Source organism: Yinghuangia sp. YIM S10712 (assembly GCF_051388935.1).
Lineage (GTDB): Bacteria > Actinomycetota > Actinomycetes > Streptomycetales > Streptomycetaceae > Yinghuangia.
Map to the genome: position 1 here is coordinate 1 of NZ_JBPKBI010000005.1, position 11,701 is coordinate 11,701.

The 11,701-nt window shown below is 70.7% G+C and carries 12 protein-coding genes; 8 read left to right on the plus strand and 4 right to left on the minus strand.

What is annotated here, in order from left to right:
* Nucleotides 1-269 precede the first annotated feature (269 nt).
* A complete protein-coding gene (locus tag ACRX5W_RS13535; protein WP_436788341.1) occupies nucleotides 270-917 on the minus strand; it encodes a restriction endonuclease in 648 nt (215 codons plus the stop codon).
* Between the two features lie 321 nt (nucleotides 918-1,238).
* Between ACRX5W_RS13535 and ACRX5W_RS13540 the strand changes: the two genes are divergently transcribed.
* The 3 genes from ACRX5W_RS13540 to ACRX5W_RS13550 all read left to right on the plus strand — a co-directional run bounded on the left by ACRX5W_RS13540 (nucleotide 1,239) and on the right by ACRX5W_RS13550 (nucleotide 3,319).
* Nucleotides 1,239-1,559 (plus strand): GNAT family N-acetyltransferase, encoded by a 321-nt coding sequence (locus ACRX5W_RS13540; protein ID WP_436788342.1) that lies wholly within the window; start codon nucleotides 1,239-1,241, stop codon nucleotides 1,557-1,559.
* Between the two features lie 52 nt (nucleotides 1,560-1,611).
* Nucleotides 1,612-2,130, plus strand: coding sequence for a hypothetical protein (locus tag ACRX5W_RS13545; RefSeq protein WP_436788343.1), 519 nt, complete (start codon nucleotides 1,612-1,614; stop codon nucleotides 2,128-2,130).
* Between the two features lie 373 nt (nucleotides 2,131-2,503).
* Nucleotides 2,504-3,319 (plus strand): serine hydrolase domain-containing protein, encoded by an 816-nt coding sequence (locus ACRX5W_RS13550; protein ID WP_436788344.1) that lies wholly within the window; start codon nucleotides 2,504-2,506, stop codon nucleotides 3,317-3,319.
* A 257-nt stretch (nucleotides 3,320-3,576) separates the two neighbouring features.
* Here ACRX5W_RS13550 and ACRX5W_RS13555 read toward each other — a convergent pair whose 3' ends face one another.
* The gene (locus ACRX5W_RS13555) at nucleotides 3,577-3,837 is read right to left on the minus strand and encodes a hypothetical protein (protein ID WP_436788345.1); all 261 of its coding nucleotides are present in this window, start codon (nucleotides 3,835-3,837) and stop codon (nucleotides 3,577-3,579) included.
* A gap of 155 nt (nucleotides 3,838-3,992) precedes the next feature.
* On the opposite strand from ACRX5W_RS13555, the gene trxA reads away from it, so the two are divergent.
* The 3 genes from trxA to ACRX5W_RS13570 all read left to right on the plus strand — a co-directional run bounded on the left by trxA (nucleotide 3,993) and on the right by ACRX5W_RS13570 (nucleotide 5,736).
* Entirely contained in the window at nucleotides 3,993-4,565 is a 573-nt protein-coding gene (trxA, locus tag ACRX5W_RS13560) for a thioredoxin (protein ID WP_436788611.1), read from the plus strand.
* A 319-nt stretch (nucleotides 4,566-4,884) separates the two neighbouring features.
* Nucleotides 4,885-5,112: a hypothetical protein gene (locus ACRX5W_RS13565; protein WP_436788346.1), complete on the plus strand. Its 228-nt coding sequence runs from the start codon at nucleotides 4,885-4,887 to the stop codon at nucleotides 5,110-5,112.
* 99 nt (nucleotides 5,113-5,211) lie between these two features.
* Nucleotides 5,212-5,736, plus strand: coding sequence for a DUF7144 family membrane protein (locus tag ACRX5W_RS13570; protein ID WP_436788347.1), 525 nt, complete (start codon nucleotides 5,212-5,214; stop codon nucleotides 5,734-5,736).
* Nucleotides 5,737-5,855: 119 nt separating this feature from the next.
* Here the strand turns inward: ACRX5W_RS13570 and ACRX5W_RS13575 are convergent, their stop codons facing one another.
* The gene (locus tag ACRX5W_RS13575; RefSeq protein ID WP_436788348.1) at nucleotides 5,856-6,656 is read right to left on the minus strand and encodes a TetR/AcrR family transcriptional regulator; all 801 of its coding nucleotides are present in this window, start codon (nucleotides 6,654-6,656) and stop codon (nucleotides 5,856-5,858) included.
* Between the two features lie 296 nt (nucleotides 6,657-6,952).
* On the opposite strand from ACRX5W_RS13575, the gene ACRX5W_RS13580 reads away from it, so the two are divergent.
* Complete coding sequence (locus ACRX5W_RS13580; protein WP_436788349.1) at nucleotides 6,953-8,560, plus strand: MFS transporter; 1,608 nt, start codon at nucleotides 6,953-6,955, stop codon at nucleotides 8,558-8,560.
* A 493-nt stretch (nucleotides 8,561-9,053) separates the two neighbouring features.
* Here the strand turns inward: ACRX5W_RS13580 and ACRX5W_RS13585 are convergent, their stop codons facing one another.
* Nucleotides 9,054-9,479 (minus strand): hypothetical protein, encoded by a 426-nt coding sequence (locus tag ACRX5W_RS13585; RefSeq protein WP_436788350.1) that lies wholly within the window; start codon nucleotides 9,477-9,479, stop codon nucleotides 9,054-9,056.
* 542 nt (nucleotides 9,480-10,021) lie between these two features.
* On the opposite strand from ACRX5W_RS13585, the gene ACRX5W_RS13590 reads away from it, so the two are divergent.
* Nucleotides 10,022-11,641 carry a WxL domain-containing protein gene (locus tag ACRX5W_RS13590; protein ID WP_436788351.1) on the plus strand — a complete coding sequence of 540 codons (1,620 nt, stop codon included), beginning with the start codon at nucleotides 10,022-10,024 and terminating at the stop codon, nucleotides 11,639-11,641.
* Nucleotides 11,642-11,701 lie beyond the last annotated feature (60 nt).

The following is an 11,701-nucleotide window of genomic DNA, read 5'->3' on the forward strand; positions in this document are numbered from 1 at the left end:
GGACACGACGACACGGTCAAGCTGCTGTCGGCGGTGGCCATCTCCGGCACCCGCGGCTCAACCGCCCCGGCCCCGACCCCACCCGCCTCCGGGGGCGGCGCCTGCTGCGGCGGAGGCTGTTGCGGCTGAGGCTGTTGCGGCTGACCAACGCGCCGACCGCTTCGTCGTCGCTCGACTTCGGCGTTGAATCGTGCCGCGCAGTTTCGAACATGCGTCGAACGCGGTGGCTCTCCATCCTTTGAGGTGGTCGGGAACCATGCGAGGCACCCTCAGGTCTCGGCGAACGTTCCCGGGACAAGGGAGGGGGCGGGCGGGGGGCGGAGCCCACGCAGTGGCGCGGGGATCTCCGTGCCCAGGTCCCAGACCGCGAGCGCGCGGCGGTCGAGGAGCAGCGAGCCGCCGGCGGCCGCCAGTGCGCGGGCGCGCGGCGAGAAGCCGCCCGCGGTGGTGGCGAGGATGAGAGCGAACCCGTGGTGTTGTTCGGCTGCGGTGAGCTGCGCCACGGTCGAGCCGGATACCAGCGCCGAGCCGGTCGCGCTGCGGCAGCGCACCGCGACGCGGGCGCCGCACGGAAGGGTGCCGGTGACGTCGACCGAGTGCGCGTCGTCGGGCACGCGGGTGGTGGTCACGCCGGTGAGGCCGTCGCGGCGGCACAGTTCCGCGATGTGGGCACCGAGCCGGACGGGGTCCATCTTCTCCAGGCGTCGTCGCACGGCGCATGCCGCGCGGTCGCGGTGTTCGCGTAACCGGATGCCCGCCGTTCGGCGCGTGTCGCGGGCACGCAGCACCGCTGTCGCGATTGCCGCCGACACGCCCGCACCGCAGCAGACGGCGAGGGCCCAAGGCTCCCGGCCGCCTCCTATGCCGACAAAGGCGAGCCAGCCCAGACCGGCCGACCCCAAGGCGGCAGCGAGCACCGGCACGAGCCTGGTCGATCCGGTTGCCCCGCGACGTGCGCGTACCGCCATGCCCTGCGTGCCCCCTGTCCCGGTCCCGGTGCCGCCCTGCGCGGGCTGATTACCCGTCCCTGACGGCCGAACTCACCAGCCGGTTCCCGGAATTCGTCAAGGTGGCGATGAATTCACACCCCGCTTGCCGGGCGTTGGGGCGCGCGTCACGCAGACCGCACGGCCGTTCGACTCCGGCTCGCGAGCGCCGAACACGTAGGGTCGAATGGTCGGAGAACTCCGAATACCGCCGAACGCGGGAGACCGAAGCCGATCGAGGTTGGGGGCCTGATGGACGCCACAGTCGTGCATGTGCCCGAGAACGACCGCTACGAGGTCCGGGTGGGCGGCGAGACCGCCGGATACGCGGAGTACATGGGCACCCAGCAGGTGACCGTGTTCACCCACACGGAAATCGACGACAAGTACGAGGGGCAAGGGCTGGGCGGCATCCTCGCCAAGGGCGCACTCGACTCGATCCGCAGCCAGGGGCGGGGCGTCCTGACGCTGTGTCCGTTCATCAAGGGCTGGATCGACCGGCACCCCGAGTACGCGGACCTGCTGGTCGAGGAGCCCGACGATGTCGGGGAGCCGCAGGACGAGGACGCCTGACCGGGAGCCTGCCGCCGGTCGGCGTCCCGGCACCACGCATTACTCTGCCCGCATGGCCGACGCCCCCTCCCTGCTGTTCATCTGCACCGGCAACGCGACACGTTCGGTGATCGCGGGTGTCCTGGCGGCGCAGGCCCGGCCTTCGTGGCGCGTGCGAACCGCCGGGACGTTCGTGGTCGAGGGGCAGCCGGTGAGCTGGCGTACGCGGCGCGCCCTGGAGTCACTGGACGCCAACGCCGATCACCACCGGGGCACGCAACTGACCGCCGACCACCTCGCGGACGCCGACCTCGTCGTCGCGTTGGCCTGCGAACACGTCGCGTACATCCGCCGCAACCACCCCGACGCCGCCGCCAAGACCGCCACGCTGCGCCGACTGGCCACCGCCCTCCCGCCCGGCCCCGAGCCGCTCACCACGCGCGTCGCCGGGCTGGGCCTCGACAAGGCGGACCTCGACGCGGCCCGGGAGGACGTCGAAGACCCCGGCGGTGGCGAGGTCGACGCCTATCTGGCGTGCGCGACGGAGATCGCCGCGCTCATGCGCACGACCGTCCCGCTGATCGGCACCTGAGCCCGGGCGACAGCGCGCCACAAGGCGCGCCGACCGGAGACGACTCGGATCGCAAAGTGTTCCCGCGCGCCAGGGTGCTCGGGTCTCCCGCGCCCGCCTCCGAACGCCGTCGACCCGCCCGTCGCGGACATGCCCACGCACGCAACGCTGCTCGGGCCTCCCCCGGCCCGCACCCGGCCGCTGTCGCCCCGCCCGCAGAAACCACTCGCGTCGCGGACATGCCCACGCGCGCAACGCTGCTCAGGCGCCTCCCTCGGCCCTCCCCTCCAAGCGCCACCGCCCCGCTCCCTGCACACCCCCGCGTCGACCACCCGCACAGCCGCGGACGCCCCGCCCTGCCGACCCCGCCAAGGTCGGCCCGTAGGCTCTGCGCGTGGAAAGCCTGCATGTGATCGAGTCCTGGCCGGTCCCCCGTGCCGCCGCGGCGGTCGTCGCCGCGGACGGAAGCGTCCTCGGCGAGCGCGGGCCGGTCGAAGTGCCGTTCCGGCTCGCGTCGGTGACAAAGCCGCTGACCGCGTACGCCGTGCTCGTGGCCGTCGAGGAGGGCGCCGTCGAGCTCGACGAGCCGGCCGGGCCCGAGGGGGCGACCGTACGGCACCTGCTGGCGCACACCGCGGGGTACGCCTTCGACCACGAGCGGGTCATGGCCCGCCCCGGCGAACGGCGGATCTACTCGAACGCCGGGTTCGAGGTGCTGGCCCGGCACGTCGAACAAAGCTGCGACATACCGTTCGCCGCGTACCTCGACGAGGCGGTTTTCCGGCCGCTCGGCATGACGGACAGCCGCCTCGAAGGCTCGCCCGCCGCAGGCGCCGTCTCGTCCGCCGCCGACCTGGCCCGGTTCGCGGCCGAGGTCATGGCACCCAAGCTGCTCGCGCCGGCGACCGTCGCCGAGGCCACGTCCGTGGCGTTTCCGGGCCTGGACGGCGTGGTGCCCGGCTACGGACTCCAACGGCCGAACGACTGGGGGCTCGGCTTCGAGATCCGCGGCCACAAGGCACCGCACTGGACGGGATCACGCAACTCCCCTGCCACATTCGGCCACTTCGGGCAGCGTGGGACGTTCCTGTGGGTCGATCCCGCCGCGCAGGCGGCCACCGTGTGCCTGACCGACCGCGACTTCGGGCCCTGGGCCGTCGAGGCGTGGCCCGCCTTCAACGACGGCGTCCTCGCCGACCTCGGGCGCTGACCGCGCGCTCGGAGAATCCCGGGACCGCGCCCGGCGCGCCCGGGCCGCGGCGGGCGTACCGGCCTCTCTGGCTGACGCGTGCGGCCTCCCGCCGACGCGTGTCAGTCGGGTCGAACTCGCATGCAGCCACGGCCGCCAGGCCGGTCGGGACGGCGGCCGGGGCGCGGCGCCGGGGCAACGCACCGCGTGGGCAAGCCGGTTCTTCCGCCACGCGTTCGCGGGCGTCGCACGGCCGACGCCGCCGGCCACCGGTCCGGTCAGTCCTCGGGCTCGATGAGCGCGTACTCCAACTCGCCGATCGTGTGGGCGAATTCGCCGGGGGTGAAGACGGCTCCCTCGTAGACGAAAGCCGGTTCTATCGCCGTCTCGGCCTCCTCTGCGGAGGGCAGGTCGACGACGACCACGGCCCAGCCGATGACCGGGCACAGGATGGCTTCCGCGCCGGGTCGGGTCAACTCCAGGTCCCAGCCCGGCTCGGCCGGTGTGAGGCTGACGACGCTGCGGCGGGTGTAGCGCATGGCGGGGCTCCTGCGGGTGACGCGAGCGGTGATGACGGAGGGCGGAACTGGGTGACCAGCCCTGGGAACTCGGCGAACTCGGGGGAACGCGGTGAACTCAGGGAACGCTGCGCGGAATCAGCGTCCGCACAGCCTATGTGGCACAAGTGACAGAGGTGACAGGCAGGTCCGGGTCGAAAGGCGGGCACTCGGCATCGTCGTGCCGGTTGTGGGCACGATGGGGGCAAGGTGCGCCGCAGAGGCGCCCGGAATGCCCGGACGCTCCGCACCGTTGCACCGCTCGACAGCATCCACGCAGGACGGAGAGGCACATGGCCACGGTCGAACTGACCAAGGACAACTTCGACGAGGTCGTCGCGGGCGACGGACTGACCGTGATCGACTTCTGGGCGGCCTGGTGCGGACCGTGCCGGCAGTTCGCGCCGACGTTCGAGCGCGTGTCCGAGGAGACCCCGGACGTCGTCTTCGCGAAGGTGGACACCGAGGCGCAGCCCGAACTGGCCGCGGCCTTCTCGATCAGCTCGATCCCGACGATCATGCTGGTCCGCGACAACGTCATGGTGTACTCGCAGCCGGGCGCTCTCCCGGAGGCCGCGCTCGTCGACCTGATCAGCCAGGCCAAGGGCCTGGACATGGACGAGGTCAAGCGCAAGGTCGCGGAGGCGCAGGCGGAGCAGGCCAAGGCGTCGGGCCAGTCGGTGAACGGGGAGAGCCCCGAGGACGCCTGAGTCCTCCGACGATTGCGGGCAGCGTACGGCGTCACCCTTTGCGCTCGGCGCTCCTTGGAGTTCTACTGGACACAACGGGAGAGGCCCAAAAGGAGAGACGCGGGGAAGCGGTCCTTCGTAGGCCGCGCACCGCGCAATCAGGGTCCGCGAGAAGTGGACGGGCTTCTCCCGTTTCAGCGTTCTGCGCCGATTCGCGCACGCCACGCCACTCGACGGCCCGGCCCCACGACGGGGCCGGGCCGTCGGCATGTCGCGGCCGGTGGGCACGTGGCCCGGCTCGGTCCGTAGGGCCCGGGGTTGGTCCCGCCGGCGCCTCACCGTGCTGGTCCGCATCGGGGCGCACCCGCCGCTGCTCGCACCGGAGGCCGAGGACGTGCTCTACCGCGTCGCGCAGGAAGGGCTGACGACGGCCGCCCGCCACTCGGGCGCCGACCGCGCGGTGACCCACCTGGCGCCGCAGGAGTCACCGGGTCGGTCCGCCGGCCCCATCCTCTCGCGCGGCTCTCATCGACCGGGCATAACGAATAAACAGCGCTTTTTGCCCTGAAAAGGCGCATTTCGTCGGCCAGGATTACCTTGGACGAAGAGAGGCCCACAGGCCTGCCGACGAGGCCGGATCCGATCCGGCCGAGATTGGGAGCACGCCATGGCACGCAATACGAGCGGCTTCAACGCCTGGACCGGCTGGGTCGCTTTCGCCGGTTTCACGCTGCTCACGCTGGGTGCCCTGAATCTGATCATGGGTTTCACCGCGCTGTTCGAAGACGGCTACTTCGTGACCGCTTCCGGCGATCTGCTGGTGTGGAGCTTCACGACGTGGGGCGTCATCATGCTGTGCTTCGGCGGTGTCCAACTCCTGGTCGGTATGGGGCTGTTGGGTGGACAGAGCTGGGCCAGGTACACGGCCGTCGCCCTCGCCATCCTCAACATCATCGGCCAGATCGGCTTCCTCGCCGCGCACCCGGTGTGGTCGGTGGTCGTGATGGCGCTCGACCTGGTGGTCCTGTACGCCCTGACAGCCCGCTGGGGTGAGGCAATGGGCCCGGAGCGCCGGGCGATGTCGCGCGCCGAAGAGGCCGAGTGGCAGGCCGGCGCACCCGCCGGACGGCAGGGCACCGGCGCGCAGCACCGCGGGCGCCCCGAAGGCGGCAGCCAGATGGGTCCGTCATAACACCGAGGCCGTCCTCGGCCGGGCCGACAAGGCCGCGAAACGACCGGCGAGCAGCCCCGTCCTCCCTGAGGCGGGGCTGCTCGCCGGTCGTCTGTCGGGCCGTTTCCGGCCGCCACGCGTCACCCCGGAGACGGAGCCGGTGCCCCCGGGGCCGACGCAGCCGACGGACCCGGGCCGGCACCGCCGCGCAGTGCCAGCAGCGCATCGACGCCGTCGAGGATCCCGCGCAGCCCCTCGGTGAAGCGAGCCTCCAGATCCAGCGGCAGGGGCTCCACCGCGTCGAAGACCGCGGCGACGCGCGGGTAGTCGCGGCTCATGGCGTCGCGCGGCAGGCGCTCCGATTCCTGCCCCCACCACTGCTCGGCGGTCGCTCCCGTACGCCGGGTCAGTTCCACGTCGTTGACGTGGATCAGGGCGAATCCCTGTGTGTACGCCATGACCATCAGCAGGATGCGGAACTGCTCGTCGGGGGCCAGTCCCAGCCCGTCGAATGAACTCATCGCCCGCTCACCATCCGCCGCGGCCGCGTGGCTCCACCGCATCCGCGAGCCCACCATGGCGTGCCGCAGCACCCACGGGTGCCTGCGGTACAGCTCCCAGTCGCGGCGCGCGGTGTACTCCAGCCCGGCCCGCCAGCCGTGCGGGGCGGGGTCGGGCTGCGGTATCTCGTGGAACGTCGCCTCGACCATGAGGTCGATCAGTTCGTCCTTGTTGCCGACGTACCGGTACAGCGACATCGTGCCGGCGCCGAGGTAACCGGCCAGACGCCGCATGTGCACGTTCTCCAGCCCCTCCGCGTCGGCGATGGCGATCGCGGCGCGCACGATGCGCTCCCGCGACAGGTGCGTCGCGCCGTCCATGAGCTGTGATGCCGTCGAGACGTGCTCGCCCTGGCCGACCGGCCCCTGGCCCGTTCCCACGGCATGGAGGCCGCGCTTGCGTGCCCGGTAGGCCTTCGCCCGACAGGAACGCGAGCAGAAATCACGCGGCCGGCCGGCTCCCCCGGCAGGTGCGATCGCCTCCCCGCACCACGCGCACTCCGTCACCGAACCTCCGAATTTCGTCACACGATCCATGCGTGTCGAAATTCTATCGGGCCGATCGGATGCGTGTCGAAATACCATGCCCAGGCTGCAGAAAAATATTGACTGGGCCGTAGGGGACGAGGTGCGTAAGGTGTACGCAGCAAGCGCGTACATCGTACCGAGGAGTGGACATGGCAACGCCGGATCCGGCTGGAACCGCGGGCGGTCGGGCGGGGACCCGCGAATGGGTCGGCCTCGCCGTTCTCGTGCTGCCCTGCACGCTCGTGTCGATGGACATGTCCGTGCTGTTCATGGCACTGCCGTTCCTGAGCACCGACCTGGAGCCCAGCAGCTCCGAACTGCTCTGGATCATGGACGCCTACGGCTTCCTGCTCGCCGGCCTGCTCATCACGATGGGCACGCTCGGCGACCGAATAGGCCGCCGCAGGCTGCTCCTCGCCGGCGCGGCGGGCTTCGGCGTCGCGTCCGTGCTCGCGGCGTACGCCACCAGCCCCGGCGCCCTCATCGCGGCCCGCGCTCTCCTCGGGGTCGCGGGGGCGACCCTGGCACCCTCGACGCTGTCGCTGATCCGCAACATGTTCCATGACCCGGCGCAGCGCACCGCCGCCATCGGGATCTGGACGGCCGGCTTCGCCGGCGGCGGCGTGCTGGGCCCCATCCTCGGCGGCGTGCTGCTCGAACACTACTGGTGGGGCTCGGTGTTCCTCATCAACGTGCCGGTGATGCTGCTGCTTCTGGCGCTCGGCCCGGTGCTGCTGCCCGAGTTCCGCGATCCTCGGCCGGGGCGCTTCGACGTGCCCGGCGCCGTCCTGTCGGTGCTGTCGGTCGTCGCGGTCGTGTACGCGGTCAAGAAGACCGCCGAGGACGGGTTCTCCTGGACGCACCTCGGAGTCGGCCTGGTCGGCCTCGCACTGGGCGCGGTGTTCCTGCGCCGTCAGAAGGTGATCGACCATCCGATGCTCGACATCTCACTGTTCCGGTCCCGCGCGTTCAGCGTCTCCCTGGCCACGAACTGGCTTGTGATGGTGGGCCTGATCGGCTTCGGGTTGTTCTCCTCGCAGTATCTGCAACTGGTGCACGGGATGGGCCCGTTGGAGTCCGCGCTGTGGTCGCTGCCGGCGTTCGTTGTGATGCCGGTCGGTATCGCGATCGGCACTGCGCTGCACCCGCGCATCGGCAAGCCGAACGTCATCGTGGTGGGTCTGGTGACGGCGGCGGTCGGTTACGGCGTGCTGTCGCGCATCCAGGCCGACTCCTCGGCCTGGCACCTGGTCGTTTCCAACGTGATCATGGCCTTGGGCATCGGCGCGGTCTTCGCCCTGGTCACCGACCTGATCCTCGCTGCCGTACCCCCCGAGCGCGCGGGCTCGGCGTCGGCGATGTCGGAGACCGCGGCGGAGTTCGGCGGAGCGCTGGGCATCGCGGTCCTCGGCAGCATCGGCACCGCGATCTACCGCGCCGACGTCAAGGCCCACGCCCCCGAGGGGATGACGCACGAACAACTCGAAGCGGCCCGCGACACGTTGGGCGGGGCCGTCGACGTCGCGGCGGCGTTGCCCGCGCCCGCGGGCAGCCGCCTGCTCGATGCGGCGTTCGACGCCTTCGCCCGCGAGATGCGCATCATCGCGCTGGTCAGCCTGGGTCTGATGGCGCTGACCGCGGTCCTCGTCGGCACTCTGCTCCGCGCCAGCGGCAGCGGCAGCGAGGGGACGCGATCGGGCGTACCGGAGCCGGCGAGCAGGGACGACCGCAGGCATCCCGCGACCGATCCGGTCTGACGGACCGTGGCCGGTCCCGCCCCGCAGCGCCCGGGCACCTCTCGCGCCGAGCTCCTGCGCTGCCCCGACAACCGTGTCCCGGCGATCCACCCGCACACGTGGACGCCCGGGAGATTGCTTTCCGGCAGGATCCTGAACCGCCGCGGGTGGAATCCTTCCGTGCGTCTCTCGATTCATGCAGGCAATCTCGGTTAGAATTCCGCGAGAAGTCGGAAACCGTTTTTCACCATTGACACGTGTCATCATCGGTAAATCCCACCCAAAAATCCGGTACGGATGGTCCGGCCCCCTCGGAAAACTGCTCGGGTGGAGCCCGGGGAATTTCGCCGAGCCTTCCGACGGCGGCGGGAACGCCGAAAGCGTGCCTCCGGCCGACAACGGCCGAAGGCACGCTTTCATTGCAGGTCAGGACCGGCCGACCGCCCGGGGCTCGGGTGCCGTCGGACGGTTCCAGGCGGGCCCGGGGTGGCCCCTGGACCTCAACCTGCCCGGGTCACGGCCAGGTGATCGTCCCACCCGTCACCACGTCGCAGTTCACCGCGGGCACACCGGGCGGGCTGATCGTGAAGTCGTGGGTGTTGTTGACGGTCGCCGAGGTGACCGAGGGGCCGCTGAAGTCGTCGAACTTCACCGGGGTACCGGTCGCCGCGAAGAGCGTGGTGCTGGTGAACGTGCCGGCCGACGACGTGAGGCTGACCGGGATGCCGGCCGGGACGTCCTGCGGCGCGAGGACCGTGGACGACAAGGTGAACTCCCCGCCGGACCCGAAGGTCTCGACCGTCGCGCTGCCGGACCCCCAGGTACCGCAGTTGAGGCTGAGGTTCACGGTGTTGGCCGAGGCGGAGGGCGCCACGGCGACGCCCAGCGCGACGGCGCTGGCGGCACCGATCAAGGCGGTAACAGCACGCTTACGGATCATCTTTTGAATCTCCTGTTCCGGGCGGTTTCCGAATGACGGCACAGCCGAGCCGATACTCCTGACATCTCGGCAAAGCAGTTTCCGTCGATTACCGATCAGCACCCCGAGCGCAGAATATTACGCAGCGATCAATGCCTCGGGGTGGCTTCGAGCCCGAGGACTGGCCAACAGGTTTGAACCAGTCCTCGACCTCGCTACGCCACACAGTGAAGCCCGCATTCCGATTAACTGTCAATGGGCTCGCCAAAATCATTTGTCGATAGTCCTCGCGTGATCTCCGGGTGGCCTGCCCATAATCAACTCCGAGCCCGGATGATCTAGGCATCGGTTTTGATCTTGGTGACACGTGTCGAATCCACGAGGCCCAATTCTGGTATTGACTTCGCCACCCCCCGTTGAGAAATTGCGCGATGCTGCGGGATTTCTGACCACAGCACCGAGGCCACGGCCACACGGGCCCCGGACGCATACGTGCGGCTCCCACTCCCGGCAGTCGTACGAGCTGAAGCAGGCCACGTTAGATCGCGAAGGAGACCTGTCACTTGTTGCGAAGACTGACCCGCCGCCGGGTTGCCGCCTCGGCTGTTGCCGGCGCGTTGGCCGCAGCCGGCGTCGGCCTGGTGGCACTCGCCCCGGCCGCGCACGCCGGCACGGTCAATGCGACGGTCCGCTGCACCCCGCCCATCGTCGCGCCGTCCGAGGGCCCGCAGGAGATCACCGTCGAGTTGACCCCGGCGACGGTGACCTCCGGCGGGCTGGTCCACGCCCGGGTCACCACCGGACCGAGCCCGGCCACGAGCCCCATCGCGCTCACCAACATCCCGATGACGCCCAGCATCACGCTCGCCATGCGCGGTGCCGCCACGGGCCAGGTCACCGTGACCGGGGCCACGACCAACATCAACGTCCCGGCGCAGCAGCCGATCCAGGCGCCGCCCTATGAAGGTGACTTCACGGTGCCCCCCGGCGTCACCGGCGTCATCGAATTCACCGTCGTCAGCATGGTCACCCAGACCGACCTGTCGTCGATGGGGCTCGGCATCCAGAGCACCCCGTGCGCCGTCACCGCCGGCGGCGACGTCAGCATCGGATCCGTGACCGTCGAAGGCGGCACCGGGCAGAACCCGACACTGACCCTCGGGGCTCCTTCCGCGCACACCGGCACCGACATCACGTTGACCGGTTCGAACTTCGCTTCCGGTGCGACGGCGTCCCTGACGCTGTGCCAGGCCGACGGCACAGGCTGCGTCGCCTCGGCGTTCACGTCGAAGAACGTCACCATCGACGCGTCCGGCAACCTCACGGGCACCGCCAGGCTGGCGACAACCGGTATCGCCGACGGCGACTACCTCGTGCAGGTCACCGACGGCGCCAAGGCCGCGACCGCCCCGCTGCACGTCAGCAAGTTCGTGCCCGAGGGCGACCCGGTGCTCAATGTCGACCGCAGCTCCGGACCGGTCGGCACCGTGGTGAACGTCAGCGGCAGCAACCTGCCGCCCAACAGCACGGTGCGGCTGAACGGCGTCAACGCGCAGGGCGGCACCGAGTCGGGGTCGAAGAACTACATGACGGACGGCAACGGCGTCCTCGCTCCGTCTCCGTACACCATCCAGACCGCGGCGACCACCCACATTCGGGTGAGGCTGCTCGACCTCGCCGGGACGCCGCAGTACCTCCTGCCGTTCACCATCAGCGCGGACCTGCAACAGCACCCGACGGTGACGCTGAACGCCGGCCCGCTGACCATGACCCAGGCCGGCGACGCGATCAACTTCGGATCCGCGACGCTCAACGGAACAGCGCAGACACTGACGGCCAACCTCAACCAGGTCACCGTGACCGACAGCCGCGGCGGAAACCTGGGCTGGTCCCTGACCGGCACGATGACCGACATGGTCGCGGCCAACGGCACCGACAAGATCCCCGCGGGCAACATCGCGTGGACCCCGTCGTGCGCCGCCGCCCCGGGCAGCCTCAGCACCGTGGCCAACGGTACGCCCGGCGCCCTGGGCTCGGCCGCCGCCACCTTGTGCACGCAGGCCCCCGATCCGGCCGCGGCAACCGGCGGCAAGTTCACCGCCGACGCCGCGCTCACCCTCACCACACCCGCCTTCGCCGCGGCGGGCACCTACACCGGAACCCTGACCCTCTCGCTCATCTGAGAAGGCCGGGAGCCGGAAAGGCGACCCGCGGCGGTGGGGGGGGGGGGGGGGGGGGGGGGG

Coding starts and splice junctions, on each gene's coding strand:
- ACRX5W_RS13580 (WP_436788349.1), top strand. CDS start 6,953: ATGGCAACGCCGGATCCGGCTGGAACCGCGGGCGGTCGGGCGGGGACC.
- ACRX5W_RS13570 (WP_436788347.1), top strand. CDS start 5,212: ATGGCACGCAATACGAGCGGCTTCAACGCCTGGACCGGCTGGGTCGCT.
- ACRX5W_RS13540 (WP_436788342.1), top strand. CDS start 1,239: ATGGACGCCACAGTCGTGCATGTGCCCGAGAACGACCGCTACGAGGTC.
- ACRX5W_RS13555 (WP_436788345.1), bottom strand. CDS start 3,837: ATGCGCTACACCCGCCGCAGCGTCGTCAGCCTCACACCGGCCGAGCCG.
- ACRX5W_RS13585 (WP_436788350.1), bottom strand. CDS start 9,479: ATGATCCGTAAGCGTGCTGTTACCGCCTTGATCGGTGCCGCCAGCGCC.
- ACRX5W_RS13545 (WP_436788343.1), top strand. CDS start 1,612: ATGGCCGACGCCCCCTCCCTGCTGTTCATCTGCACCGGCAACGCGACA.